Source organism: Bradyrhizobium cedriense (assembly GCF_054602315.1).
The window spans coordinates 361,115-387,104 of the sequence record NZ_JBTSWB010000003.1; the positions used below are offsets into that span (position 1 = coordinate 361,115).

General features: G+C 64.9%; 25 protein-coding genes. 9 read left to right on the forward strand and 16 right to left on the reverse strand.

What is annotated here, in order from left to right; genetic code table 11:
* The first annotated feature begins 168 nt into the window (after positions 1 to 168).
* Positions 169 to 318, forward strand: a complete 150-nt coding sequence (locus ACYCVF_RS13375) for a hypothetical protein (RefSeq protein ID WP_459595969.1) — start codon at positions 169 to 171, stop codon at positions 316 to 318.
* A 175-nt stretch (positions 319 to 493) separates the two neighbouring features.
* Here ACYCVF_RS13375 and ACYCVF_RS13380 read toward each other — a convergent pair whose 3' ends face one another.
* Both ACYCVF_RS13380 and ACYCVF_RS13385 read right to left on the reverse strand, forming a co-directional pair.
* Positions 494 to 697 (reverse strand): hypothetical protein, encoded by a 204-nt coding sequence (locus ACYCVF_RS13380; protein WP_459595970.1) that lies wholly within the window; start codon positions 695 to 697, stop codon positions 494 to 496.
* Positions 698 to 829: 132 nt separating this feature from the next.
* Positions 830 to 1,507: a nitroreductase gene (locus tag ACYCVF_RS13385; RefSeq protein ID WP_459595971.1), complete on the reverse strand. Its 678-nt coding sequence runs from the start codon at positions 1,505 to 1,507 to the stop codon at positions 830 to 832.
* A gap of 110 nt (positions 1,508 to 1,617) precedes the next feature.
* On the opposite strand from ACYCVF_RS13385, the gene ACYCVF_RS13390 reads away from it, so the two are divergent.
* A complete protein-coding gene (locus ACYCVF_RS13390) occupies positions 1,618 to 2,580 on the forward strand; it encodes an alpha/beta hydrolase (RefSeq protein WP_459595972.1) in 963 nt (320 codons plus the stop codon).
* Between the two features lie 5 nt (positions 2,581 to 2,585).
* Here ACYCVF_RS13390 and ACYCVF_RS13395 read toward each other — a convergent pair whose 3' ends face one another.
* Positions 2,586 to 3,050 (reverse strand): cupin domain-containing protein, encoded by a 465-nt coding sequence (locus tag ACYCVF_RS13395; protein WP_459596466.1) that lies wholly within the window; start codon positions 3,048 to 3,050, stop codon positions 2,586 to 2,588.
* A gap of 202 nt (positions 3,051 to 3,252) precedes the next feature.
* Here ACYCVF_RS13395 and ACYCVF_RS13400 point away from each other — a divergent pair, with 202 nt between their 5' ends.
* Entirely contained in the window at positions 3,253 to 3,501 is a 249-nt protein-coding gene (locus ACYCVF_RS13400; protein ID WP_459595973.1) for a hypothetical protein, read from the forward strand.
* Between the two features lie 140 nt (positions 3,502 to 3,641).
* Here ACYCVF_RS13400 and ACYCVF_RS13405 read toward each other — a convergent pair whose 3' ends face one another.
* Positions 3,642 to 4,517 carry an MBL fold metallo-hydrolase gene (locus tag ACYCVF_RS13405; RefSeq protein WP_459595974.1) on the reverse strand — a complete coding sequence of 292 codons (876 nt, stop codon included), beginning with the start codon at positions 4,515 to 4,517 and terminating at the stop codon, positions 3,642 to 3,644.
* 142 nt (positions 4,518 to 4,659) lie between these two features.
* On the opposite strand from ACYCVF_RS13405, the gene ACYCVF_RS13410 reads away from it, so the two are divergent.
* Complete coding sequence (locus ACYCVF_RS13410; RefSeq protein WP_459595975.1) at positions 4,660 to 5,637, forward strand: glycerophosphodiester phosphodiesterase family protein; 978 nt, start codon at positions 4,660 to 4,662, stop codon at positions 5,635 to 5,637.
* 173 nt (positions 5,638 to 5,810) lie between these two features.
* On the opposite strand, the gene ACYCVF_RS13415 is transcribed toward ACYCVF_RS13410, so the two are convergent.
* Positions 5,811 to 7,433: an ABC-F family ATP-binding cassette domain-containing protein gene (locus ACYCVF_RS13415; RefSeq protein ID WP_459595976.1), complete on the reverse strand. Its 1,623-nt coding sequence runs from the start codon at positions 7,431 to 7,433 to the stop codon at positions 5,811 to 5,813.
* A 122-nt stretch (positions 7,434 to 7,555) separates the two neighbouring features.
* Positions 7,556 to 9,154 (reverse strand): multicopper oxidase family protein, encoded by a 1,599-nt coding sequence (locus ACYCVF_RS13420; RefSeq protein WP_459595977.1) that lies wholly within the window; start codon positions 9,152 to 9,154, stop codon positions 7,556 to 7,558.
* A 342-nt stretch (positions 9,155 to 9,496) separates the two neighbouring features.
* Between ACYCVF_RS13420 and ACYCVF_RS13425 the strand changes: the two genes are divergently transcribed.
* Genes ACYCVF_RS13425 through ACYCVF_RS13435 form a run of 3 tightly spaced genes read left to right on the forward strand, consistent with a single transcriptional unit; the run spans position 9,497 to position 13,414 of the window.
* Positions 9,497 to 12,268: a xanthine dehydrogenase family protein molybdopterin-binding subunit gene (locus tag ACYCVF_RS13425; RefSeq protein ID WP_459595978.1), complete on the forward strand. Its 2,772-nt coding sequence runs from the start codon at positions 9,497 to 9,499 to the stop codon at positions 12,266 to 12,268.
* Entirely contained in the window at positions 12,265 to 12,789 is a 525-nt protein-coding gene (locus ACYCVF_RS13430; RefSeq protein ID WP_459595979.1) for a (2Fe-2S)-binding protein, read from the forward strand. The genes ACYCVF_RS13425 and ACYCVF_RS13430 overlap by 4 nt, the downstream gene beginning before the upstream one ends.
* Before the next feature lie 7 nt (positions 12,790 to 12,796).
* A complete protein-coding gene (locus tag ACYCVF_RS13435; RefSeq protein WP_459595980.1) occupies positions 12,797 to 13,414 on the forward strand; it encodes an Isoquinoline 1-oxidoreductase subunit in 618 nt (205 codons plus the stop codon).
* Positions 13,415 to 13,942: 528 nt separating this feature from the next.
* Here ACYCVF_RS13435 and ACYCVF_RS13440 read toward each other — a convergent pair.
* Entirely contained in the window at positions 13,943 to 14,197 is a 255-nt protein-coding gene (locus tag ACYCVF_RS13440; RefSeq protein WP_459595981.1) for a hypothetical protein, read from the reverse strand.
* A gap of 144 nt (positions 14,198 to 14,341) precedes the next feature.
* On the opposite strand from ACYCVF_RS13440, the gene ACYCVF_RS13445 reads away from it, so the two are divergent.
* Entirely contained in the window at positions 14,342 to 15,073 is a 732-nt protein-coding gene (locus tag ACYCVF_RS13445; RefSeq protein WP_459595982.1) for a DUF3750 domain-containing protein, read from the forward strand.
* Between the two features lie 36 nt (positions 15,074 to 15,109).
* Here the strand turns inward: ACYCVF_RS13445 and ACYCVF_RS13450 are convergent, their stop codons facing one another.
* The 8 genes from ACYCVF_RS13450 to ACYCVF_RS13485 are packed head-to-tail and all read right to left on the reverse strand — an operon-like array spanning position 15,110 to position 23,944.
* Entirely contained in the window at positions 15,110 to 16,120 is a 1,011-nt protein-coding gene (locus ACYCVF_RS13450) for an FAD-binding oxidoreductase (protein ID WP_459595983.1), read from the reverse strand.
* Between the two features lie 25 nt (positions 16,121 to 16,145).
* A complete protein-coding gene (locus ACYCVF_RS13455) occupies positions 16,146 to 17,288 on the reverse strand; it encodes an ABC transporter substrate-binding protein (protein ID WP_459595984.1) in 1,143 nt (380 codons plus the stop codon).
* Between the two features lie 13 nt (positions 17,289 to 17,301).
* The gene (locus ACYCVF_RS13460; protein ID WP_459595985.1) at positions 17,302 to 18,492 is read right to left on the reverse strand and encodes a YlbE family protein; all 1,191 of its coding nucleotides are present in this window, start codon (positions 18,490 to 18,492) and stop codon (positions 17,302 to 17,304) included.
* 1 nt (position 18,493) lies between these two features.
* Positions 18,494 to 20,110, reverse strand: a complete 1,617-nt coding sequence (locus ACYCVF_RS13465) for an ATP-binding cassette domain-containing protein (RefSeq protein WP_459595986.1) — start codon at positions 20,108 to 20,110, stop codon at positions 18,494 to 18,496.
* Positions 20,107 to 21,057 (reverse strand): branched-chain amino acid ABC transporter permease, encoded by a 951-nt coding sequence (locus ACYCVF_RS13470; RefSeq protein ID WP_459595987.1) that lies wholly within the window; start codon positions 21,055 to 21,057, stop codon positions 20,107 to 20,109. Before ACYCVF_RS13470 ends, ACYCVF_RS13465 begins: the two co-directional genes overlap by 4 nt.
* Positions 21,054 to 21,923 (reverse strand): branched-chain amino acid ABC transporter permease, encoded by an 870-nt coding sequence (locus ACYCVF_RS13475; RefSeq protein WP_459595988.1) that lies wholly within the window; start codon positions 21,921 to 21,923, stop codon positions 21,054 to 21,056. Before ACYCVF_RS13475 ends, ACYCVF_RS13470 begins: the two co-directional genes overlap by 4 nt.
* A gap of 18 nt (positions 21,924 to 21,941) precedes the next feature.
* Entirely contained in the window at positions 21,942 to 22,556 is a 615-nt protein-coding gene (locus tag ACYCVF_RS13480; RefSeq protein ID WP_459595989.1) for a hypothetical protein, read from the reverse strand.
* A 23-nt stretch (positions 22,557 to 22,579) separates the two neighbouring features.
* On the reverse strand, positions 22,580 to 23,944 hold the full coding sequence (locus ACYCVF_RS13485) for a Rieske 2Fe-2S domain-containing protein (protein WP_459595990.1): 1,365 nt from the start codon (positions 23,942 to 23,944) through the stop codon (positions 22,580 to 22,582).
* A 155-nt stretch (positions 23,945 to 24,099) separates the two neighbouring features.
* Between ACYCVF_RS13485 and ACYCVF_RS13490 the strand changes: the two genes are divergently transcribed.
* Positions 24,100 to 25,095, forward strand: coding sequence for a LysR substrate-binding domain-containing protein (locus tag ACYCVF_RS13490; RefSeq protein WP_459595991.1), 996 nt, complete (start codon positions 24,100 to 24,102; stop codon positions 25,093 to 25,095).
* Between the two features lie 175 nt (positions 25,096 to 25,270).
* Here ACYCVF_RS13490 and ACYCVF_RS13495 read toward each other — a convergent pair whose 3' ends face one another.
* Positions 25,271 to 25,975 carry a GrlR family regulatory protein gene (locus ACYCVF_RS13495; protein WP_459595992.1) on the reverse strand — a complete coding sequence of 235 codons (705 nt, stop codon included), beginning with the start codon at positions 25,973 to 25,975 and terminating at the stop codon, positions 25,271 to 25,273.
* Positions 25,976 to 25,990 lie beyond the last annotated feature (15 nt).

Consider the following 25,990-nt stretch of genomic DNA (forward strand, 5'->3'; position numbering starts at 1 on the left):
CGGGCGTACAGAATAGTGCCGTTTCTCTCACGGCCCGTTATCCGATTGGCAACGCTTGACCGGACCGGCCGATCGTTCGCCGGCAACGCAGGGTTCTCCAGATCGCCTCTACTCGCATGCCGCGCCGGGGCCTATCGCTTTCTGATCGCAATTTCAGGACGATTGACCATGAACGCGGATATGCGCGCGCCCCGCCTTGAGCATGACTCTCTTGGTGAGATGGCCGTTCCGGCGGGGGCGTATTACGGAATCCAGACGCAGCCAGCGCTGGACAACTTCCGCATCTCTGGCATTGGCATCAACCATTCCCCAACCTGATCAGTGCCTTTGGCATGGCGAGGAAGGCCAGCGCCAGGGCCAACAGAAAGCTTGGCTACCTAGAGGCCGAGAAGCACAGGAGCATTGCCTAGGCTTGCGACGAGCTAATCGCCGGCAGGCTGCATGAGTGGTTCACCGTCCACGTATTTCAAGGCGGTGTGGTACCTCAACCGACTTAGTGAGTAGCGCGATAGCTGGCGCGGCGCCGGATGGACCGGCAGGCCAGCCCTTCGGCCAGCAGCTTCATGTCCTCGTGCCGGCCGCTGCGAATGAGGCGGCCGAACTCGTCGGGTGTGAAAGGAAGACTTGGATCATCGTCGATCTTGTGCCGCATTCGCGGACCGAAGAACCGCCGAACCAGGCTAGCCAGCCGCCGCATGTCAATTCCCTCGCGCCAGCAACAAACCTCTTAGTCCGCATATTGTTCCTCCCGCACCTTCGAGATTGCAAGAGGCCGCTTGGGGCTCCGCACCAAATATTTCCGCCGGAGAATAATCTCCTCCTCATCGCGCTAATCGGCAAAACCAACGTAGCGCACGAACTCGTCGTTGTGCTCGCGGTCTGAGCGAACGGCGTTCGCGGCAAAGTTGTCGTCGGGATAACCCATCGCGACGCAGGTCATGATGATCTCGTCCTCCGGAATCCTCGCGACCTCGCGCACGATGTCGGAACGCATGATGCCCTGCCCGTTGATCACCGAGCCGAGGCCACGGTCCCACGCCGCGAGCACGATGCCATAGCAGAGCGCGCCGAGGTCGAAATGGCAGACCGCGCCGGGATCGAGTACGCGGTCGTAGGTCAGGACCAGCGAGACCGGCGCGTCGAACTGGCGGAAACCGCGCAGCACCCAGTCCTGCCGCATCGGCTTGTCGTCGCGCGCAATGCCCATCGCGCCGAACAGCTTCTTGGCGATGTCGACCTGCCGCGTGCGATGCACGCCCTGATACTCGCCATGGCTGACGATGTCGCGCTTGACCTTGGCGCCGCCGATCATCTCCTCCATGTTGCGTCGGCGCACCTCCTCGAGCGGATGACCCGCGAGCACGTGGACATGCCAGGGCTGGGTGTTCATCGACGACGGCGCGCGCTTGGCGCTCTCGATGATCGCCTCGATCACCGCGCGGGGCACCGGCTCGTTCCTGAAGCCGCGCACGCTGCGGCGCGACTGGACCAGCGTTTCGAATTCCACCTCTTGAACCTCCCTGCCCGTTCGTCCGGCGTTGCGGCGGCGGTTGCCGACGCCGCGCGCAAAATCTATGCTGGCCCGCAAGCAAGACCAAAAATCCCGGAGGACCCGCCATGGCCGCGCCGCTCGATCCCGTCATCGCCCAGATCATTCCGCTCATGCCGATGCGAGATCCCACGGTCATGACGCCACAGAGCGCCCGCGATTCCTTGCGCGCACTGGCTGCCTCGCGCGCCGCCATTCCACCCCCGCCGGTCGATAGCGTGCAGGATACCAAGGTGAAAGGCGGCGCCGGCCCGCTCGATGCGCGCGTCTACCGGGTCGGCACCACGCCGGCACCGACCGTGGCTTTCTTCCATGGCGGCGGCTGGGTCGCGGGCGACCTCGAGACCCACGACCGGCAGGCGCGCAACCTCGCGATCGAGACCGGCGCGGTGGTCGTCTCCGTCGACTATCGCCGCCCGCCCGAGACGCGCTTTCCCGGCGCCTTCGAGGACGCCTTCGCAGCGGTCAGCGACGTCTTCAACCGCGTCGCGGAATTTGGCGGCGATGCGAAGCGCCTCGGCGTTGCCGGCGACAGCGCCGGGGGCAATCTCGCGGCGACGACCGCGATCGCCTGCCGCGATGCCGGCATCAAGCTCGCCGCGCAATTGCTGGTCTATCCCGTGACCGACGTTCTCGGCAGCTACGCGGACGCGCGCGAGAACGCGCGCTATCCCTCGCGCGCGGAGAATGCCGAGGGCTACTTCCTGACGCGCGCCACGATGGAATGGTTCTGCGGCCATTATCTCGCCGATCCCGGCCATGCTTCGGACTGGCGTGTCTCGCCGCTGCGTGCGGCATCCCTCGCCGGTGTCGCGCCCGCGATTGTCACCACCGCCTGGTTCGATCCGCTGCGCGACGAGGGCGCAGCCTATGCGCGGGCACTGGAGGCGGCCGGCGTCCGGGTCAAGCACCATGAGGGCCCCGGCCTGATCCACGGCTATTTCGGCATGGGCGATGCCTCGGACGTTGCGCGGGCCGAGGCCCAGCGCGCGCGAGCCGACTTCAAGGCGTTGCTCATGCGGGAAGTCTGAGGCTGCTAGGTTCGGTGCGCCCGCTGCGCGCCAGTGTGTCCCCAGGTCTCGTCCCAATCCTGGCCGGCGGCGTCGACAACGCGGCCGTCGGCTTCGAAGAACTTGTTCGGCACCTGGAAGATCGCCAGGATCAAGGCGCCATCGGGACACCAGGCGGCATGCCGGCTACCTGCCTCGCGCCAGATGAATTCGCCCGCCTTGCAGGCGATCCCCCTGGCCGGCCCGTCCTTGTCGACGAGGGCGCCTTCGATGACGTAGCTCTGCTCGATGCCGACATGCTCGTGGTCGGGCAGCACGGATCCCGGCGCAAAGCGCATCAGCGCGGTCATCAGGCCTGTGCGGCGATCAAAAAGCAGCGTCTTGGCCTCGCAGCCCGGAAAGCGCGTCTTCTGCCATTCCATGCCTTGCGGCTGAACCAGGTGAGAATGCTGTTCGGCGACTTCCTCACCCTTCGGGATCGCGGCGTCCATCATGATGCTCCCTCTCCACTCTCGACCGCCCAACGCTAGCAGGATCGCGCGGCCGGGTCAGCGAGCAGTGCAACAAGAATAGACCGTCACCGACCGCGGCGTAAAAATCGGCACGACGACCGAACATATCCGCTCATCCTGCTTGATTGCGCCATGATTCCCGGTTCCAATCTCCCGGCCATTTCTGGTTCAGGAGACACCCATGATGAAGCGGATTTTTCTCGCGGCGATCGTCGCTACCTTTGCGGCGGGATCGGCCTTCGCACAAGAAACCTGCGAGAGCAAAGCCGTCAGCAAGGACGGCAAACCGCTGGCCGGCGCCGCCAAGACCTCGTTCCTGAAAAAGTGCAAGGCGGATGCCTGCGCGCCCAAGGCGGTCAGCGCCGATGGCAAGCCGCTCGCCGGCGCCGCCAAGAACAGCTTCATGAAGAAGTGCGAGACCGGCGCCTGATCGCAGCGGACTCGCTGCTTTTCTGGCGAGTATTCGCGCTACGCACTCGTCATGCCCGGGCTTGTCCCGGGCATCCACGTTCTTCGTGCAGCGCTAAAGATCGTGGATGGCCGGGACGAGCCCGGCCATGACAGAGGACTTCACGCCCTCCTGAACCGATAATCGAACGCATCGCCGAGCGGCTTGATCAGCCCCACCGTCGGCGCCGGAAAATGCACCGGCAGGATCAGCGTGTCGGTGTCCGCAACCGACGCAAAGAATTTTCGCCGTGAGACCGCCGACTGCTTCGGATCCCAATCCGGCATCGCCGACCAGTCCGGCTCGCGGCACTGGATCTGGTGGTGCATGAGATCGCCCGCGACCACCGCACGCTGGCCCTTTGAGAAGATGTTCACGCAGCAATGGCACGGCGAATGCCCGGGCGTCGGCGTCAGCGTCACGGTGTCGTCGAGCGCGTAGTCGTCATCCACCAGCAACGCCTGCCCGGCCTCGACGATCGGCAGGCAATTGTCGCGGAAGACCGTGCCCGGCGGATTATTGCCCTTGGCATGCTCGGACTCCCAGGCCGCGTACTCGCCCTTGTGGAAGACGTACTTCGCGTTCGGAAACGTCGGCACCCAGCGTCCGTTGCGCAAACTCGTATTCCAGCCGGTGTGGTCGATGTGCAGATGGGTGCAGAAGACGTAGTCGATCTGCTCGAAGCCGATACCGAGCGCGAACAATTCGTTGCGCCAGCGCTCCTTGCCGGGGAAATCGAATGGCGGCGGATGGCCCTTGTCCTCGCCAGTGCAGGTATCGACCAGAATGGTATAGCGCGGCGTGCGCACCACGAAGGTCTGATAGGTGATCACCATCATGCCGCGCGCGGCGTCGAACACCTCCGGCTCCATCGTCGGCAGGTGGCGGTTGAACACGCCTTCGTCATAGACCGGGAAAAAGTCCTGCGGCCGCCGCCACGGCCCCTCCCGCTCGATCACCGCATCGATGGTGATGTCGCCGATCCGAAGTTGCTTCATGGTGCTCGCTCCCCTTTTTGTGAAAGCGTAGCGACCGGACTCGGAGCATTCAAGACAACGCTTGCACGGGGCCGCCATGCGCTGAGTGCCGCAAATCAACCTCAAACACCGGAGATACAGATCGTGGAATGAGGAATGTCTGGTGGGCAGGAAACTGAGAATGACCGCGGCAATCATGATTGCCGTCGCAGCTGGAATCTACGTCAACAACTCAAGCCTTCTGGCGCCGCATCAGGGTGGCAAGCCGGTCCTGCTCGCGCATCGCGGCATGGCGCAGCGCTTCGACGAGCGGGACCTGAAGAACGACACCTGCACCGCCGCGCGGATGTTGCCGCCCGCGCACGATTATCTCGAGAACACGCTGCGCTCGATGCGCGCGAGCTTCGAGGCTGGTGCGGATGTCGTCGAACTCGACGTGCACCCGACCATCGACGACGAGTTTGCCGTCTTCCACGACTGGACGCTCGACTGCCGGACCGACGGCAACGGCGTTACCCGCGCGCAGAGCATGGCAAAGCTGAAGACGCTCGACATCGGCTACGGCTACACCGCCGACGGCGGCAAGACCTTCCCGTTCCGCGGCAAGGGCGTCGGCATGATGCCGTCGTTATCGGAGGTGTTCACCGCCTTCCCCGACAAGAAGGTCCTCATCAACGTGAAGAGCCGCGACCCAGACGAAGGCGAGAGACTTGCCGGCGTGCTGAACGCACTGTCGGCCGAGCGGCGCCGGTTGGTCATGGTCTATGGCGGTGACGAGCCCATCGACGCGATCCGTCGCCTCACCCCCGATGTCCGCACGATCTCGCGCAGGACTATCCGGAGTTGCCTGACCCGCTATATCGGATATGGCTGGACCGGCCTCGTCCCGGCGGACTGCCGCAACGCGATGGTGCTGGTGCCGATCAACGCCGCTCCCTGGCTATGGGGCTGGCCCGATCGTTTCCTCGCACGCATGAACGACGTCAACAGCGCGGTGTTCGCGCTCGGTCCCTACAGCGGCGGCAACTTCTCCACCGGAATCGATACCCCGGAGATGTTCGCGCGGCTTCCGCAAGGCTACTCCGGCGGCATCTGGACCAACGAGATCGAGGCAATCGCCAAGATCGCGGGCAAGAACTGAAGCGCTGAGCTTGACTGCGCGATGCCAATCGGCGGGTCACCTCTCCCGCAGGGACAGGTCGGAGCGCACGAAAGATGCGCTCTGGGTGAGGGGCTACTGTCTCACGGCTTGTTGCATCCCTCACCCCGACCTCTGCCCGCCGGACAGAGGTGAATGACGACCGCTAGCACGCGCTAGCTCCGCAACCCCGGCGCCTCCTGCCCGGTCTTCGCGACATACTCCGTGTAGCCGCCGCCGTACTGGTGGATGCCGTCCGGCGTCAGCTCCAGCACGCGATTCGACAGGACGCTGAGGAAATGCCGGTCATGCGAGACGAACAGCATGGTGCCATCGAAATCCGACAGCGCATTGATCAGCATTTCCTTGGTGGCGAGGTCGAGATGGTTGGTCGGCTCGTCCAGCACCAGGAAGTTCGGCGGGTCGAACAGCATCTTGGCCATCACGAGGCGCGCCTTCTCGCCGCCCGACAGAACGCGGCAGCGCTTCTCGACATCGTCGCCGGAGAAACCGAAGCAGCCAGCGAGCGCGCGCAAGGAGCCCTGCCCCGCGGTCGGAAACTGATCTTCGAGCGATTGGAACACGGTGCGCTCGCCGTCGAGCAGGTCCATCGCGTGCTGGGCGAAATAGCCCATCTTGACGCTGCCCCCGAGCGCCACCGTGCCTTCGTCCGGCTCGCTCGCACCGGCAATCAGCTTGAGCAGCGTCGACTTGCCGGCGCCGTTGACGCCCATCACGCACCAGCGCTCGCGGCGGCGGATCATGAAGTCGAGGCCGTCATAGATGCGCTTGCTGCCGTAGCCCTTGTGCACGTTCTTGAGCGCGACGACATCCTCGCCCGAGCGCGGCGCCGGCGGAAAGTCGAACGCCACGCTCTGGCGGCGGCGCGGCGGTTCGACCCGCTCGATCTTGTCGAGCTTCTTCACCCGGCTCTGCACCTGCGCGGCATGCGAGGCGCGCGCCTTGAAGCGCTCGATGAACTTGATTTCCTTGGCAAGCATGGCCTGCTGGCGCTCGAACTGCGCCTGCTGCTGCTTCTCGTTCTGCGCGCGCTGCTGCTCGTAGAACTCGTAATCGCCGGTGTAGGTCGTGAGCGAGCCGCTATCGATCTCGATCACCTTGGAGATGACGCGGTTGATGAACTCGCGGTCGTGCGAGGTCATCAGCAGCGTGCCTTCGTAGTCGTGCAGGAATTTTTCCAGCCAGATCAGGCTTTCGAGATCGAGATGGTTGCTCGGCTCGTCGAGCAGCATGACGTCGGGACGCATCAGGAGGATGCGCGCCAGCGCCACGCGCATCTTCCAGCCGCCGGAGAGCTTGCCGACGTCGCCGTCCATCATCTCCTGGCTGAAGCCGAGACCGGACAGCGCCTCGCGCGCACGCCCATCGAGCGCATAGCCATCCAGCTCCTCGAACCGGTGTTGCACCTCGCCGTAGCGCGCGATAATCTCGTCCATCTGGTCGGCCTTGTCGGGGTCCGCCATGGCGGCCTCGAGCTCGCGCAGTTCGGCCGCCACTTCGCTGACGGGACCCGCCCCATTCATCACCTCGGCCACAGCGCTGCGGCCGCTCATCTCGCCCACATCCTGGTTGAAATAGCCGATGGTGATGCCGCGATCGGTGGAGACCTGACCCTCGTCGGGCAGTTCCTCGCCGGCAATCATCCGGAACAGGGTGGTCTTGCCGGCGCCGTTCGGGCCGACAAGCCCGATCTTCTCGCCCTTGTTGAGGGCGGCGGAGGCTTCGATGAACAGGATCTGGTGGCCGGCTTGCTTGCTGACGTTGTCGAGGCGGATCATGAGGTCTTTTTGGGGGATTTTTGCGTTGCAGCGTCATAGGCCATGCGGGCTTCCAGGGGAAGCCCGGCCGCACCCGGATTCCGCCTCGCTGGAGGCCGAATTCCCGCAATTCGTCCATCGGCTTAGGGCTTGTAGACCTCCACCGTCTGCATCATGCCCATCTCCTCATGGTTCATCATGTGGCAGTGGAGCATGAAGACGCCGGTGAAATCGAGGAAGCGGGAGCGGAATACGACCTCGCCGCCCTTGCGCTCGACGATCACCGAATCCCGCCATTCCGGGGTCGCCAGCGCCTTGCGGTTGACCGAGACCACCTGGAACGGATTGGTATGAATGTGGAAGACGTGGTCGTCATGTTCATGCGTGTTGACGATGGTCCATTCCTCGACCGCGCCCAGCTTGACCCGGTGATCGATCCGCGACGGATCGAACTTCTTGCCGTCGATGAAGAAGCCGAACTCCTGCCAATGCCCCGCGGCATCCGCTTCCGGCGCGGTGGCGGAGAGAACCAGCTTGCGGCGGCCCGTGATCTCCGCGTCCTTGATGGTTGCGAGCGGCGCCGGAGAAAGATTGCGCGGCAGCTTCATGTCCATCGGCGTGCCCGAGACCACGATGCGCGCCAGCGGCCCGGTGGGCGACGGATGGCCCTGATCGTAGGGCGCCGCGTTGAAGGCGTAGGTGCCGGCAGCGCCTGCCTTGACCAGGATGTCCGCCCGCTGGCCCGGCGCGATCAGGAGCTGCTTCATCGGCTGCACCGCGCCGAGCTGGATGCCGTCATAGGCGATCGCATGCAGATCGTGCTTCTCGAGATCGAGCAGCATGTCGTCCTGATAGGCCGCATTGAGAATGCGCCAGCGCTGCACCTCGCCCGGCCGCATCTCGATCATCGGCCGCCGCTGACCGTTGATCGCGAGGAAGCGCGTCGCGGTCTCCGGAAACAGCGTCTCGAAATTCTCCACCATGCCGTTGGCGTCGAACACCACCTGCGTCAGCACCAGCAGGCGCTCGCGTGCGGCCGTGATCTCCGGCACGTCGGCAAAATCGCCTTCGACGATGATGGCGCCAACCATGCCGCTCGACATCTGGATGTCGGCGCTGCCGTGGTGGTGCGGATGGTACCAGTAGGTGCCGCGCGTGTGGTCGGCCGGTAGCGTGATCTCGATGTTGTAGCTGTGGCCGGGCGCCATTGAGCGCATGACGTTGTCGGCGATGCCGCTCGGGCTCGCATGGGCGCCGTGGAAATGAAAATTGGTGTTGTTGAACTGATGCGGACGGCTGATGTCGGCCGGCAGCGCGTCGCGGTTCGGCGGCAAATCGTTGGTCATCTTGATCCGCAGCGTCTCGCCGGGCTTCATGCGCAACGTCGGTCCGGGGCTGCCGCCTTCGTAGGACCGGACATAGAGCCTGACCCCGCCGATCTGGCGATAGGCGTAACCGACGCGCAAGGTCGTGCTCAACACGCCGCCCACCGACCGCCGCACCTCGGGCTCGACCAGCGGCTGATCCATGGCGGGAACCGGCGGCTCCGGCACCATGCCCATGGCCGGCGACATGTCCGCATTGCGCGAGGCGCCCGCATGGTCGTGCATCGCATGCTGCGCCTTCGCGCCACCTGCGATCAGCGATAACGCGCCCACTCCGCCAAGCAGCTGGCGCCGCGACAATGTCGTGGTGCCGGTCACGAAGCTGGCCGAAGCGCCGTCGTTCGGATCGTGCTGCATTGTCGGTCTCCCGCCCCGTTGCTGCGATCCGTTCTTTCAATTTGATTCGACTGCAAGGCAAGCGGAAACGGCTTCTCGATCCGTGCACGCACGACACGCGGCGTCTTCATCGGATGTAAACGGCCTGCCGATTCTATGCGTGCATGACGAATCGTGACAGCTTCGGGCCAGCGTTGGCACGTACCAATGGCAGGGATGCCGTCAGCATCGTGAGCCTCTAAAGCATGATCCGCAAAAGTGCGCAGCGGTTTTCCGAAAAGACCATGCTTAAACAACAACCTAGCGCGATGACGATTCATCCTGATCGCATCGCGCTTTAGAACCTTGCACAAGGATCAGATCATGCGGCCTTCGCGACGCACGTTCGTGAAGTGGTTGTCGGCGGGAGGCATTTCAGTCAGCCTGGCGCACCTCGCTTCGGCGGCAAGCGTCCCCTTCGCGGCGCACGAGACGCTTCCCGGACGGGGGCAGTTCAACCCCGCGGCCAAAGGCGCCGGCCGCGTCGACGGCGTCGCAAAAGTCACGGGTGCAAAGCTTTACGCCTCCGACTTCCGTGCCAACGATCTCCCCGGCTGGCCGCAGACCACCTCGCATGCGATCCTGATCCGCGCCAACGACGCCACGCATGTCTATGCCGGCCTCGACCTCGCCCGCCTCGACGGCGCGCTAAAACCTTCCGTCGTCGTCACCGCCGCCGATCTCGACCGCATCGGCACGCAGGTTCCGGAGTTCTACGCCGGCGACCTGTTCTGCCCGCTCGGCAGGACGCCGCTCTATCTGGGGCAGCCGGTGGCGCTGCTGATCTTCGAGAAATTCGACGCCTTCGACCGGGCACGCCTCGCCCTGCGCGACGGCACCTTTGTGAGGTTCGGGGAGGAGACCGGCCCGGTGATTGCGCCCGACTACGGCGCCTATCGCTTCACGCGCGTGGCTGGCCCCTCGCCCGAGAAGCCCGACCTCTATTCGCCGATCCAGGCCGGCTGGGTCTCGCCCAAGAAGGTGCAGAACGCCGCGCTACCGGTGTGGTCGCCGCTTGCGAAGGAGATGCCGCCCGATTACGCCAAGGCCGCCAGATACGGCGAACAGATCCGCGCCGAGCTCGCGGCGGAGGATGCTTCGCTCCTGGTGCTGGACCGCGAGTTCGAGACGCAGTCGGTCGATCCGATGTTCCTGGAGCCGGAATGCGGGCTCGCCTGGTACAGCGGCAAAGGCGGCAATCTCGAGCTCGTGCTCGGCGTACAGTCGCCTTACGAGGCCGCGGAGTCGCTCGCACATCTGCTCGCCAAGGCGCGCGCCCCCTACAAGCCCTCGCACATCAACGCGCAATTCGCCCATGTCGGCGGCGGTTTTGGCGGGCGCGACCACACCTCCTTCATCCTCTATGTCGCGCTGGCCGCGATCTGCTTTCCCGGCAAGCCGGTGCGGCTGGCGCACGACCGCTACCAGCAGTTCCAGGGCGGCATCAAGCGTCACCCGATCAAGATGCGCTCGCGCATCGGCATCGATCGCAACACCGGCCTGATCAAGGCCTTCGCCGCCGATCACGTACTCGACGGCGGCGGGCTCGTCAATTTCTCCGCCAATGTCGCCGTGGTGGCCGCGACCGGCGCGATCGGCATCTACGACATCCCCAAGGTCGACGTCACCACGGTGGCGTTGCATTCGCGCGGCGTGACCGCAGGCTCGATGCGCGGCTACGGCACGCTGCAGACCATGACCGCGCTCGAAGTGCTGATCGACGAGGCGGCCAGCGAGCTCAAGCTTGATCCGATCGCGTTCCGCCGCCGTAACGCACTCAAGCAGAACGGCCGGACCATGACCGGCAATCCCTACATCGTCTCGGTGCGCACACCCGAGATCCTGGACAAGCTGGAACGGCATCCGATCTGGCAGCAGCGCGCGCAGTTCAAGCAGGCGTCGTCCGACCGGCTGGTCGGCACGGGGGTTGCCTGCGTGACCAAGGACTACGGCTCCGGTGCGGACTGCTCGCTCGGCCGCGTCGAGCTCTCCCCTGAGGGCAGAATCGCGATCTTCTGCGACCACGTCGAGATGGGCAACGGCATCGGCACGGCGCTGGCGAATCGCGTTGCTGGCCATCTCGGCGCCATCGCCGACGAGGTCTCGGTCGCCCGCGTCGACAGCTACGACGTCCTCGGCCTCGTCACCTCGGGCGATCCTTACACGATGGACCAGAAAACCCAGGACGCCGCCGAGCGCAATCCGCGCTGGGTGCCCTCGATCAGCTCGGCGACTTCGGCTTCGATCGGCGCGCATGTCGGCACGCATTCCTCGGCGGAAGCTGCCCGCGTCATCTTCCGCTTCGGCCTGTGGGCCGCGGCGCTGGAGCTGTGGCGCATCCCGAAGAGCGATCCGCGCGCCAGGCAATGGGCAAGCGCGCGCTGGCAGAACGGCCAGCTCACGATGCCCGGCCTCGCGCCGCTGGCCCTGCCGGTGCTCGCGGCCACCGCCCATGCGCGCGGCTTCGTCACCGGCGCGGTGGCGCACAGCTTCTCCCGCTGGGCCTGGTCGCGCGCCCGCTTCCCCCTGTTCGGCGAGCAGTACCGCGCCGAGATCGACGCGCTGGCGATCCGCCGCGGCAACGGCAGGTTCGAGCGGATCGGCCGCGCCAGCGTCAAGTTTCCGCCGACCGACAACAACCGCATCGGCACCGCCTACACCTCGATGTGCGGCACCCTCGTTCGCGTCGAGATCGAGCGTGCCAGCGGGAATCTGCGCATCGCCAAGGCCTACAGCGTGTTCGAATGCGGCACGGCGCTCGTGCCGGAGGTGGTGATGGGCCAGTCCCACGGCGGCTTTGCCATGGGCGTCGGCTACGCGCTGCTGGAATCCCTGCCGCCGTTCGAAGGCGGGCCCGGCAACGGTGAATGGAATCTCGGCCGCTACCTGGTCGCGCGCGGCTCGGACCTGCCGCTGCGCGATCTCGAGATCGAGATGCTGGAGCCGCAGACCGCGGATGAGGCCCCCAAGGGCATGGCGGAGGTCGTCATGATCCCGATCGTGCCGGCGCTGATCAACGCCATTCATGACGCCACCGGTCACCGCTTCCGCGCGCTGCCGGTCACCTCGAACCTCCTGAAGGGAGTGCTGGCGTGACGACCCTCAGCCTCACCATCAACGGCCAGAAGCACGGTCCGATGGAGGTCCGCGACGATCTCTCGATGAACGATTTTTTGCGCGAAGTGCTGGGCATGACCGGGACCAAGTTCGGCTGCGGCGCCGCGCAATGCCTGAGCTGCGCCATCATCGTCGATGCGCCCGACGGCATCAGCTACACCAGCCCCACCTGCGTCGTTCCCGCCGTAAGCTTCGACGGCAAGTCGATCCGCACCGTCGAAGGCCACGCCAGGGACGGCCAGCTCTCAGCCCTGCAACAGGCCTTCATCGACCATTTCGCCTTCCAGTGCGGCTATTGCACCGCCGGCTTTCTTGGCGAAGGCCAGGTGCTGCTGGAACGCCTGGCGCGCAAGCCGGTGCCGCGCGAGGCGCTGGAGCAGACGATCGCGGATGCGCTCGACGGTCATCTCTGCCGCTGCACCGGCTACATCAAATACCACGAGGCGGTGCGCGACGTGATCCTCGCCGATCCCAATCGCTACCTCGTCGCGACCAAATGAGCGGCCAATGATGTCAGATGCCCGGTTCAAGACGATGGCCGTGATCGCCGCGCTCGCGGGCAGCCTTGGTGCCGGCTACGCTGCATCGGACGCGGCGAGCCACGCGCTGGCCTCGCCCGAGAGCTTTGCCGGCATCGTCGACAGCGAGAAACGCTCGGCGGCGATCTTCACCGAGCTCGGAAAAGTCCTGACCCATCCGCGCTGCACCAATTGCCATCCGGCGGGCGACAGCCCACGCCAGGGCGACAATCCCCGCCCGCATCAGCCGCCGGTCACGCGCGGCGCCGACGGCCACGGCCTCGAGACGATGCGCTGCCACACCTGCCACCAGAACGCCAATTTCGAACCGGGCCGCATCCCCGGCCATCCCGAATGGCACCTCGCCCCGCGCGAGATGGCCTGGGAGGGCAAGAGCATCGGTGATATCTGTCGGCAGATCAGCGATCCCAAGCGCAACGGCGGGCGCAAGATCGAAGAACTGATCGACCACATCGGCAAGGACACCCTGGTCGGCTGGGCCTGGAAGCCGGGCTTCGGACGCGCACCCGTGCCCGGCACGCAGGATCAGGCCGGCGCGCTGGTCGAGGCCTGGGTGAAGACCGGAGCGACCTGTCCGGCGCCGTGAGCCGGCGAAGGCGAATACTCGCGACTTCGGCTTCCAAGGGACTTCGGCTTCCAAGCGACTTCGGCTTCCAAGGATCGTGCGCACCGCGGATGGTTGGTCGTCACTTCCTGAGGATGCCCGTATTGGTATTTCCAAGCTGCTGGATGGCGGCGTTTGCCGCTGGCGTGTTGTAGGTCGGTCGAGATCCACCGCCGTCCTGACCCGGAGGGGTCGCGCCGAGTCTCTCGCCCGTGGTTCCCCGGCTTTTTGCATTGGACGTATTGGGCCCTGGGGAACCGCCGGTCCCGCTCAGCGTGGTCCCGTTCGAGAGTGTCGAGCCACCCGCGCCGCCCGAACCAGCTGCGCCCGCGCCGCCCGCGGATGACGAGCTCCCGGAAGCGCCGCCTGAGCTTTGCGCCACGGAGCACGAAATGGTGCCCAGGAGGATAACAATTGCGACCGCGATACGCCTCATTTGACCTGTCCTCCATCTGCCAGCAGCTTCGAAAGCGCTGGAGTTCCTCGTGATGAAACGCGCAAGCTCACAGCCTATCGGCGGCGAGCGATCCATGCTCCAGCTAGAAAAGCAATGAACAGCGACCGTAAAGGCGCCTTCACCGTCGCCTCGCGCAACTGGTCGGCCCATCGCCTCGAAGAGGCCAAAGAAGGCGAGTGGAGCTGCGGATCGACAGCTCCTCGCTGCTCTCGGGAACCCGGACGCAGGCTGGAGGTCCGCTCCATCCCGGCCTGATCGTTCGTCAGCCCGGAGGCTTCCGTCATTGCCTCGGCTTCCTTCATGTCCATTCGCGTGGTCCAATCCTGTTGCCGCCCGTCCGGCTGTGGTGACAAGGTCCGTCCGGAACAGTGAGCGCGGCTATGGCGGCGGCATTCATGCGAACTATATGGTTTGTCGAAGGTCCCCGCCGTACCGCTCCCTTGAAGAAGCCCTTGCTGATCTTTCTGTTCCTCGTCTTCGCACCGCTTACCGCGTCAGCGGTGAGATATTTCTGGCTGAGCGATGGCCGCGAGAACTGGCAAACGGCCGATCGGTCGAGCGCAGGTCTTCTGGCCGCCGCTGCGGATCATCCCGAAGCCGTCGTAAGGGTGTTCGCAGCGAGAACGGTGCGATGGCGCAGCATCTTCGCAGTCCACACCTGGATCGTCGTAAAGGAGAAAAGCGCGGCGACCTACACCCGTTACGACTACACGGCGTGGGGCGAGCCGATCCGCACCAACGGCTTTGCTCCGGACGGGCGGTGGTTCGGCGCTGCGCCAGAAACCATTGTAGCTGTAGATGGAGCGCGCGCGGAGGCGCTGATCCCCAAGATCCGGTACGTGGTCGAGAATTACAGGTTTCGGTCTTACGGAGATTACAGCGTCTGGCCGGGTCCCAATTCGAACACCTTCGTACAGGCCGCACTCGACTCCGTCCCGGAGCTCCGAGCCGTCCTGCCGCCGACCGCGATCGGCAAGGACTTCCCGTACACCGGCAAATGGTTCGGCGTAACGGCGTCCGGCACGGGCATCTATGCTTCGCTTGCCGGGTACCTCGGCTTTTCGGTTGGCTGGGTCGAAGGCCTGGAGCTCAATTTCTTCGGCGCCGTGCTCGGCTTCGACGTCCGACGCCCGGCGCTCAAGCTCCCGGGCCTCGGCCGCCTTGGGGTACCCCCGGGCCTGTGAGGACGCTTGGATCACCGTTCGGAACTTGCGTCCTGCTCAAGCCGGCGCCCCGGTCGCCACGAACCGCTCTGCAATGATGTTGTCGGCAGCAGCGCCCAGCTCGATCGCAACGCGACGCGCGCTGTCGGCCATTGCCGGCGGGCCGCACAGATAGACATCGTGTCCCGCGAGAGATCGGTCTCCGATCAGATCGGTCACGAGTCCTTGGCTGATATCGGGCGGGCTGGGCCCATGGGTCACGGATATCTGCAGGTCCAATTCCGGAATCGCCTCGGCGAGCGCGTGCAGTTCGTCGAGGAAGAACAGATCACTGGCGGAGTTCACACCGAAGCACAGCGTAACCTTCCGCTTTTCGCCAGGCGCGTTGATCTGCCGCAGCATGGACACCATCGGCGCCACGCCCGTGCCTCCCGCGACCATCAGCACCGGCCGACCGCTGGACCTCAGATAGAAGACGCCCTGCGGACCCCGGCACTGAATGACGTCGCCGGCCGCAGCCTGCGACGTCAGGTAGCGGGACATCGCCCCGTCGTCGATCAGCCGAACCAGAAACTCCAGGGCGCGGTCGTCGCCGGGTGCGTTGGCCATCGAGTACGATCGCCACTGGGTCGTGCCCGGCACCTGCAGATTGACATACTGTCCCGGCAGAAACCTGATCGGCGAAAGCCCAAGCGTTTGCGCGACGACCCGGACCACGGACGTGCTTAGCCGTTCGATGCTGGCGAGCTTCATCGAGAACGGCTTCGCCGGGATCAGCTTGCCGCGCTCATAGGGTAGCCGTATCTCGACGTCGTTTCGGGCTATGGCGACGCAGGGCAGCATCTCGCCGGCGTCGATCTCGTCCTGCGACAGCGACACCGACGAGCCGTCTTCGTAGTCGAGATCGCCGCCGAGACAGGTCGCGCGGCAGGTCTGGCAGTCGCCGACCTCGCAATCCGAGCTCAGCGGAACTCCGGCACGGCGCGCCGCGGCGAGGACGGTCTCGCCGGACTTCGCCTCGACGCGGACGCAATCGTCGTCCGCGAAGCGGAGGGAAAGGTTCGGCATGGCTTCGCTCCTGTCCGTACGGCGTTCACTGCGCGAGCGTGAACTTGCCGTCCTTTACGGTCAGCATCACGACGCTGTCGGCCTTGGCGCCGAAATGATCGTCGGGACCATAGGAATACACCGCGGTCACGCCGACATAGTCCTTCAGGCCTTCGATGGCGTCCCGAATTCTGGCGCGGTCGGTCCCCGCCTTGCCGATCGCCGCCGCGATCATGTTGACGGCGTCGTAGGCGTTCCCCGCGAAGGTCGCCGGCGGCTTGCCGTACTTGCTCTGATAATCCGTTACGAAGCTTCGCAGAGCCGCTTTCTGCGGATCGGAATCCTTGAGCGAGTCGATCACGTAGATCTTCGACGACGGGATCAGCACGTCGTCAGCTGATCCGCCGGCCAGCCGGAGGAAATTGAAATCGTTGGCGGCGTGCGACATGTACAAGGGCGCGGCTAGGCCGAGCTGACGATAGTTCTTGGCTGCGATCGCCTGCCCAGGACCGGTCGCCCAGATCACCACCGCATCGGGCTGCGCGCTACGGATCTTGGTGAGCTGCGGCGTCATATCCTTGTCGGCATTGGCGTAGGATTCCTGGGCGACGATGGTCAGGCCGAATGAGTCCGCATTCTTGACGAGCTGATCGCGACCGCTGGTGCCGAACGGAGAATCCGCATACAGGAGCGCGATCTTCTTGGCTCCGCGCTTGCGCATGTCGTTCATCATGACGCTCTGAACCAACACGTCGGTCAGCGGCGACAGGAACATCCATTTTTTGTCCTGCGCGGGCAGTACGATGCCGCGGGAGCCGCCATTGGATATCATGGGCGTCGCGGCATTCTGAACCGTGTCGATGATCGCGTAGGACGAACCGCTGTTCATCGGGCCGACCAGGGCGACCACGGCGCTCTGTTCCAGCAGCCGCTTGGCAGCAGTGACCGATTTGGTGTTGTCACCCTCGGTGTTGACGTTGTCGAGTTCGAGCTTTTTGCCGGCGATGCCGCCTTTGGCATTGATCTGCTCGATCGCGAGCATCGCGCCCTCGAGTCCCGGCTGGCCGAGCGAGGCCAAGGGACCGGATGTCTCGAGCAGGCCACCGATCTTGATCGTGTCTTCCGCGTGCGCTCCGGCGACGGACGTCATGAGCACAAGAGCAGCCAGTATGGCTTTGGTCGTCATCATCAGATCCCCTGGGTTAGGAAGTCGTAGGTACGAGCGAAGTGACGGCTTCGGCGAACGGATCCGAGGGCGGCCGAAAGATTCCGCCGCCGATCCTGCCGTTGTTTCCCTTGCGGTCGAGAATGCCGAGTACGATGTCGAGTGGCGAGCCGCCGCGCGCGAGGCTCCGAGCGACCGTCCCGACTCTGATTCCGCTCCGCGCGAAGCCGGGATGAATCGCGGGCAGCAGTTCCGCGGCTTCAGCCGCGGGCCCGCCGGCTCGTGGCAGTGACATTGCGGTCATGGCCCCGAAGCCCATGGCGTCGACCAGGGCACTGTCGCCGATCGCGCCGAGGCGGTCGCTGCTCTGAAAGCCGGGCAGCAGATTGCCCTGTGGCGGCTCTGCCGGCGCGACGAACCAGCGCGCGCCGCTGCCGCCGAGCTTGACGCCGCAATCGATACCGTTGCCGCCGAGCACAGTTACAATGCTGCTGCCCTCCCCCACCCCGGCCTTGGCGATGCACTTCACCGCCGCCATCCAGAGATTCAGGAAGAAGGCCGAGGCCCTGTCCAGAAAGCGACGCTCCGGCGTATCGCCACCGAGACGCGGCGCGAGTTGCTCGATCAGATTGCGTGTCGCAGCGGAGGTTCGCGAATGGCAATCGTCGCCGTCCATCAGCGCGCGGTCGGCAATCTCGATCAGGGAGATATCCCGGTCGGCGACGATCTCCAGCGTCGCAGCAAGATTGCCGTTCATCCAGCGCAGATGGGTCAGCACCTCGCGACTGCACAGCCCCAGCCGCTGCGCCAGCGCCATCCCTCCGTTGAGCGGACTGAAAGCGACGTTCGCCGGTTCGGCGGCATCGGTGACGATCTGCACCGCCATGTTGGGCGACAGCACCGCGGCGAGCGGCACGACCGCGTCGAAATCTTGCGCGGGCGCCAATTGAACCTCGCCGCGCGTCAGCATCGCGCGGGCCGAACTCTCGTCCGAAGCCCAGCGCTCGAACAGGATTGCCATCACTGCACTGTTGACGATCGGCGCCGCAACCGCATCGGGGCGGACGGGAGGGCCGGCATGGAGGATGGTCCGGTCCGGAAACACCATGACGTCGCGTGCCGCCGCGACGCCGCGCCAGACCGGCCGCACCGCATGCATCCGCGTGAGCGCGGCGCGATCGGCGGGGTGAAGGTCGGTTTCGACTGCGACGGCGGATGGATCGGGCAATTCAGCCTCCGTTGATCGCGACGACGTTACGGCCCGCTTCGGCTCCGTCCACACCGGCCTCGCTCGACCCGAGATAGGCCTCGGTGAGGTGGCGGTCCTGAAGCAGCGTGCGACCAGGCCCCTCTGCGATGACCCGTCCGTTCGCGAGCACATAGCCGCGGTCCGCGATGGACAAGGCCGCGGTCACGTTCTGCTCCACCAGCAGGATCGTCAGCCCCTGCTCGCGCAGCCGTTCGACACAGCGCAGAATCTCGGTCAGCACCTGCGGCGCGAGGCCAAGCGACGGCTCGTCCAGCATCAGCAATTTGGGCTCGCCCATCAGGGCGCGGCCGATCGCCACCATTTGCTGCTGCCCTCCGCTGAGGGTACCGGCGAGTTGGTCGGCACGCTCCTTGAGCACGGGAAACAGCTCGTACACCGTCTCCAGCCGCTGCTCGAAGCTGATCCGCTCGGCGGAACTTCGCCAGATGACGTGATGAAAACCGCGCGCGCGGCGCAGCGCGTAGCGTCCCGCCGCGAGGTTTTGAAGGACCGTGAGCGAGCGGAACAACGCACGCCCCTCCGGCACAAGGCTGATGCCGCTCGCCACACGCTGGTCCGCCGCAGTGCCACGCAGGTCCATCTGACCGAACATCATCTTTTCGGCGGCGCAGTTCTCCACTCCGGCGATCGCCCGCAGCAAGCTGCTCTTGCCAGCACCATTGGCGCCGACCAGCGCGACGATCTCTCCGCGGCCGATCCCGAGCGAGACGCGATCCAGCGCGAGCAGGCCGCCGTAATTGACGCCAAGACCGTCGATTTCGAGCAACGGAGGCGCGACGGCGCGGGTCACTTTCGTCGCTTGCGGCGGAGCGTCGCGACGACCCAGATAGGCATCGAGCACGCGCGGATCTCGGCGCACTTCCACCGGCTCGCCGTCGGCGATGATGCGGCCTTGGTCCAACACCAGGATGCGGCGCGCCAGCCGGCTCACCAGGGGCATGTCGTGGTCGATGAACAGGATGGTCTTGCCGGCGCGCGAGAGTGACAGGATGATGTCGCCGAGCGCCCGTTTCTCGAGATCGTTCAGGCCGGCGCCGGGCTCGTCCAGCACGAGCATACGTGCACCGGAGGCGAGCACGCGCGCAATGCTGAGGAGCCGTCGCTGCCCGGCGGTCAGAACCGATGCTGGTTGATCGGCGAGGTCGGTCAATCCAACCGCCGCGAGATGCTCGTCGGCCTCGCACCTCAGACTGCCATGATCGAGCAGCGCCGCGCCGCGGCCGATGATCGAGGACAGCAGACCGAGACGATGATGCGCGACGCCGCCAACCATCACGTTCTCGCGCACCGTGAGTTGCTGGAAGGGCTCGGCTGCCTGGAACGTACGCGCCAGTCCGCGGGCGACGACGCTGTGGGGCGCTTCGCCGGTGATGGTCTCGCCGTCGAACCGCACCACCCCGGTCTGCGGAGCGATCTCGCCGGAGAGGACGTTGAGCAGCGTGGTCTTTCCGGCGCCGTTCGGGCCGATCAGCGCGACGAGCTCACCGCCATGGACGTCGAAGCTGACGTCGGTCAGCGCACGGAACGCGCCGAAGCTCACCGAGGCGCCCGCGACCGAGAGAAACGGACCGCTCATCGCGTGCTCCCCGCGGTCGCCGTCCCCCGGGCGCGCCTCGCGATCGTCCCGAGAGCGCGCAACAATCCGTTGGGGCAGTAGATCACGCTGACGACCAGCAGCGCCCCGTAAGCCACGATGTCGTAGGCGCCGAGCGGCTTCAGAAGCTCGCCGATAATGGTGATGAAGATGACGCCCAGCAGCACGCCCCAGACATCGGCGAAACCTCCGATCGCCACCATCAGCAACAGCTTGATCGAGAAGCCGACGTCGAACGGGCCCGGGCTGAGATAACCGATATAATGCGCGTAGAGGCCGCCGCCGAGCGCGCAGAACAGGCCGCTCACCATCATGATCAGACGCTTGATGGACTGGACGTTGTTGCCGACCGAGCGCGCCGTGGCTTCGTTTTCCGCGATCGCCCGCATTGCAAGGCCGGTGGGCGAGGCCACGAGATTCTGCGCGCCGAGGATCGCGGCGATCGTCGCCGCCCCGACCACCGACAGCATGGCGAGATCGCTGCGCAGCGTGAATCCGAACAGGCTCAGCGGTGGGATGCCCGACAGCCCGTCCTGACCACCCGTGACGCCGTGCATTTCGGTGAAACAAATCTGAACGATGATGCCGAATGCCAGAGTCGCCATCGCCAGGTAATGTCCCTTGAGACGGAACACCAGCCAGCCGATAGCCCAGGCCAGCAAAGCCACCAGCGCGGTTGACAGCAGGATATCGACCCAGGCGGGGACACCAAGCCATCTTCCGATCAGCGCGGCACCATAGGCTCCGAGGCCATAGAACGCGGCGTGGCCGAGCGAGATCTGGCCGGTGAAGCCGGCGATCAACGCCAAGCCGATGGCAGGGAGTGCCTGCAAGCCGATCACCACCAGCAGGCTCACCACATAGCCATTGCCGATCGCGGCACAAGCCAGCAGAACGACGATCAGTGCGAGGACGCGCCACCACGTCATGCGCGCACCCGATCATAGTCGCCGAGCAGCCCGCCGGGACGGAACAGCAGAAAGCCGAGCAGCAGCGCGAAGGCGATCGCGTTCTTGTAGCCGGAGGAAACATAGCCTGCGGAGAACGCCTCCAGCACGCCGAGCACGAGGCCGCCGACCGCGGCGCCGACCGGCCCGCCAAAGCCGCCGACGATGCAGGCGACGAACCCCTTTATTCCCAGTTGCAGGCCGCTGTCGTATTGGGTCAGCGCGATGGGCGCGACCACGATCCCGGCGATTGCCCCGAGTGCACCCGACATGACGAAGCCGACCAGGCTCATGGTCTCGACTTTCATTCCGACCAGCCGCGCTGCGAATGGATTCATGGCGCAGGCCCGGAACATCTGGCCGAGATAGGTGCGGCGAAACAGCAGGTCGAGCCCGCCCATCGCCACGATGCCAACGCCGATGACCCACAGCGACTGCGGCATCACGGTCGCGCCCAGGAAGTGGATCAGCTTTTCGCCCGAGAACGCCGGCATTGGCTGCGCGTCGGTTCCCCAGACGATCGCTGCCATGCCTTGCAGCACCACCCCCACCCCAATGGTGACGATGATCCCGCGCATGACGTCGCCGCGGACAGGCTGAATGGCTGTGCGCTCGATCAGCACCGCCACCACGCTGGTGATTACGATGGCGAGCAGGATCGCCAGCCACAGGGGCGCGCCAGCGACATTCAGCGCGATCGCACTCATCGCGCCCACCATCGCGAAATCGCCTTGCGCGAAGTTGACGATGCCGGTGACGTTGTAGATGCAGGTGAAACCGACGCCGATCAGCCCATAGATGCTGCCCACCACCAGTCCACTGATGAGAAACTGTAAGGCGTCGGACATCAGTCCTTCCTCCGCGCGTTAGACCTGCATCCAGGATTCGGAAAACGCCAGAAACGCCGTGCTCTTGCGTGTCCCGGCAAAATCGCGCTGCATCACCTTGCCGGCGAGCGGGCGGCCGTTGATGGTCACGGCCCCCTCGCCCGCGTCGAGGAACAGGCTGTACATCTGGTGGAGCTTCGTTGGGCCGTTTTCAGCGGGCATGTCGACCGCGTAGGGCGCGCCGAGCTTCGACCAGGTCGCGACCACCTCGACATCGGCGGCGCGCACGACCTCCGAGTAGGTCGACAGCGTGCTGCCTTCGCGGCGGCATTCGATCAAAGGCAGGTGCGTGACCGCGCCGATGCCGGGAGACACCCGGAAGGACGCAAACTTCGAGAAGAACTCGGCGATCAGATATCTGGCGAGCGGCTCGTTGTCGCTGATGCAGAAATTGTCGACCTCGGGACGGCCCTTCGCAATGCCGGGCTTGTCCAGCACGACGATTCCGCTGCCCATGCCGTGCGCTGAGTAGAAGATGCGGAAGAAGCACATCAGTCCAGTCCACGGACCGTCCTGCGTGTCCTTCAGATAGATGCCGGGATTCTCGCCGGTCCAGGCCACTGCACCCGGATGAATGGGACTCTTGTTGGACACGTTGAAACTCTCTTATTCGAGGCTCAGGCCGCAGCCTGCGATGCGACGGTGCGTTCGTATTCGCTCAGAAGCTTGCGGACGACGTCGTGTCTGTCGTCGGCGGCGTGATGATCGCCCGCGATCACGATCTCGGTCACACGGCGTCCGATCTCTTCCTGGAGTTCGAGATCGTCGACACCGGCGATCGTCGGGATCGCCAACACTGTGTCGTGGCAGTATGTCGGGATCAACCCGCTCGAGCGGAGCGTCGAGCGCGGCGGCTCCTCGCCGGCGGCGACTTTCCGGATGTCGCGACGCAGCAGCTTGCGCAGCATCACCACTCCCTTGTCGCAGTAGGTAAGGTGCTCGAGCGAATGAAGCGCGATCGGCCGTTGGGTGACGATGGCGTCGTAGTCGCCCGGCAGACGCTGCCGGTCCTCGAACGACCCGCCGGCGCCCTGACCGTAGAAGTCGACCTTCTCCAGGCCGCAATCCTCTTCCTTGCCGATCCCGCGGGGGTTGACCTCGGGATGGAAGTGCCGCCATCCGATCACCTTGCACGTCGTGTTGTCGATCGGCGTGGTCCAGCGGGTGATGCCGACGCGACCGAACTGCTTGGCATCCTGGCCATCCTCCCAGATATGCCCGACCTGCGCGAGGTTCGGCATGATGATGTCGTTGGAACGGACCCAGACCTTGTCCTTCCAACGCCGCGTGGTGACGTAGATCATTCCGGTCGGCGTCTCGACAAAGTCCATCACCGGCAATTCGCCCCACGTGTCGGAGAAATGCGAAAAGGTGACGCGGGTGTGCAGGAACACGGCATGGGCGGGGTCCATGACGTTTTCCTGTACCTGCAGCCAGTTGCAGGGATAGGTGATGCAGTACGGCACCAGCTTGTCGCCCGGATACTCGTAGCTGTCGAAGACTGGAAACTCCGGAATGCTGTCGGGTGGCCCGAAGTAACCGAAAATCAGGCCTTTGTACTCCTTGCAGGGATAAGCGCCGTGAAACAGCCGGTCCTTGAGCGCACTTCCGGGGGGATCGCCCGGCGTTTCCAGCACCTGCCCATTCACGCCGAACAGCCAGCCGTGATAGCAGCAACGCAATCCATTCTCCGTCGGCAGCCCAAACTCCAGCGACGTGCCGCGGTGGCTGCAATGCCGGTCCAGGATGCCGTACTCGCCCTGGGTGGTGCGAAACACAACAAGGTCTTCACCGAACATGCGGAAGCCGAGGGGCACGTCCGAGAGTTCGGACGTCAACGCGATCGGTTGCCAATAGCGCCGCAGCAGCTCGCCGGCTGGCGCCCCCTTCTCCACATGCGTGAGTTCGACGTTCTCTCCAGGTATCTCCCGCTTGAGATAGCCACCATAGGCTGTCGTAAGAAACTGCTTTTGCGCAACCATCGCCGCCCTCGTCCGCTCGCGCGGGTTTTTGAATTAGTCTCATTCGAGTATTGTGCGGGGCTCTGGTTCTGCCAATAATAGTTACTTGCACGATGAGTTTGGAAATCTTGAACTGCTCATTCGGACAGCGGTAATGCTCACGATCAGAGCAGGAAATGCCCCAAATTAGAGCCTTTGAGGAGGTCGGCCGGTTGGCGAGCGAGAAATACAGGGACCAGATCGAAGTTGGCGAGGCCGTCCCCAAGCTATCGCTGCGACAGCTCACTTATTTTCTCGCAACTGCGAACCATGAGAGCGTATTGCGCGCCTCGGAAACCCTGAACGTGTCGTCCGCTTCGATCTCGACTGCGATCTCCCAGATCGAGGAATTCCTTCAGACACAGCTCTTCATCCGGCGTCACGCGCGCGGCCTGGTGCTGACCTCGGCCGGACAGGATCTCGCCGCTCACGCGCGAAACATTCTGCTCCACGCGCGCGAGATCGAGGCTGTTGCGCAGCGGGGCCCGTTTCGAGCCGCTGGCCGCATCAGCGTCGGATGCCTCGCAACCATCGCGCCCTATCTGGTTCCTCTGGTGTTGCGAGACCTGCAGGAGAAGCATCCCGACATTGAGATGCGATGGCGAGCGGACAAGCACGAAGCGCTGCTCGACGGTCTGCACAACGGAAGTTTCGACCTGATCATCGTCTACGACTACGATATTCCGACAACGCTTCACGCCCTGCCGTTAAGGTCGATGCCCATCCAGGTCGTGCTGCCGAGTGGCCATCCGCTCGCCTCCAGTCAGAGTTGCGCCCTGTCTGATCTGGTTGGCCTGCCGATGGTGCTGCTCGATCAGCCCCGGACTCGCGACTACTTCTTGTCGTTGTTCGGAAATCGGGGTCTCAGCCCAACCATCGCGCACCGCGTCGACTCGTTCGAGATGGTACGCAGCCTCGTGGCAAACGGATTCGGCTTCGCACTGCTGAACTTTGTGCCGCCCTATAATGTCTGCGGCCATGGTACGCTGACGTCCCGGCCGGTCGCCGATGTGGACCGGCCGCAGAACCTCGTGCTCGCCCGATTGTACCGATTTCGCGCTCCACGGCTGGTCGACGAGTTCTTCAACAGCGTCAGCTTCGCCGCCCAGCAGCTGACAATATCGACCCCCTAGCCAAGCTGCACGATGCGGCCGGCATGGCCGGCCCGAGCCGGCACGATATTTGCTCTCTCATGCCAGGCTGGGTCAGATGCGAGGCGATCGATGTTTCTCGATGCGATAAAGGCAGACGTGAAGTTTCTCGCCGAGGGTGCGAGGTTCATTCCCTACCATTGAGCGAGCGGGTGGTTTACGCCCGCCGCATCAGCTTGAGCGAGGCCGCGAGGCGCAGGCTGCGCTTGCCGGCGAGCGCGATGCCTTCGAGTTCGCCGCTGTCCTCGTTGCACGTTCCGGAGAATCCGATCCCCACCTCAAGGCCGCCGAACACCGGGTTGTCGCCCTTCGCCGGCGTGTGCTCTTGGTTCAGCATCTCGCCCTTCCAACGGCCGTCCGCCGAGGAATAGGAGCCGAGATAATAGAAGAACGCATCGCCCCCGAGGATGCGGCCGTCGATCAGCAGCATCACGCCGGACAGTCCGGCATCAACGCCGTCGAGCGCGCGCAGGCTCATCCCGTAGAGCCCGTTGGCGATGCCGCCTTGGCCAATCGTCCCGCGTGACGGCAGCACACCGTCATCGAGCCGCGTGAGATTGGCCCAGAACCTGGCACCCGGCATGGTATCCGCGCCGCCCTCGAGACGGATCTGGTTGCCGTGGAGCCGGCCGCGCGCCCCGATCGAGGCGACGTCCGCTCCCATCAGCGGCTTGTAGTTGGGATCGTGGTTGTGCCGCTCGGTGATCACCTCGGCGACGATCTCGCCGTCGCGCTCGAGATAGGTGCCGAGATGCGCGAAGCCCGAATTGCCGCCCAGCATCTTGCCGTCATGCAGGCACATGATGCTGCGGCCGAAGCCGTCGTTGACGCCGTATTCAACCTTGTAGAGCCCGTCCAGCAACGCAATGAACCCACG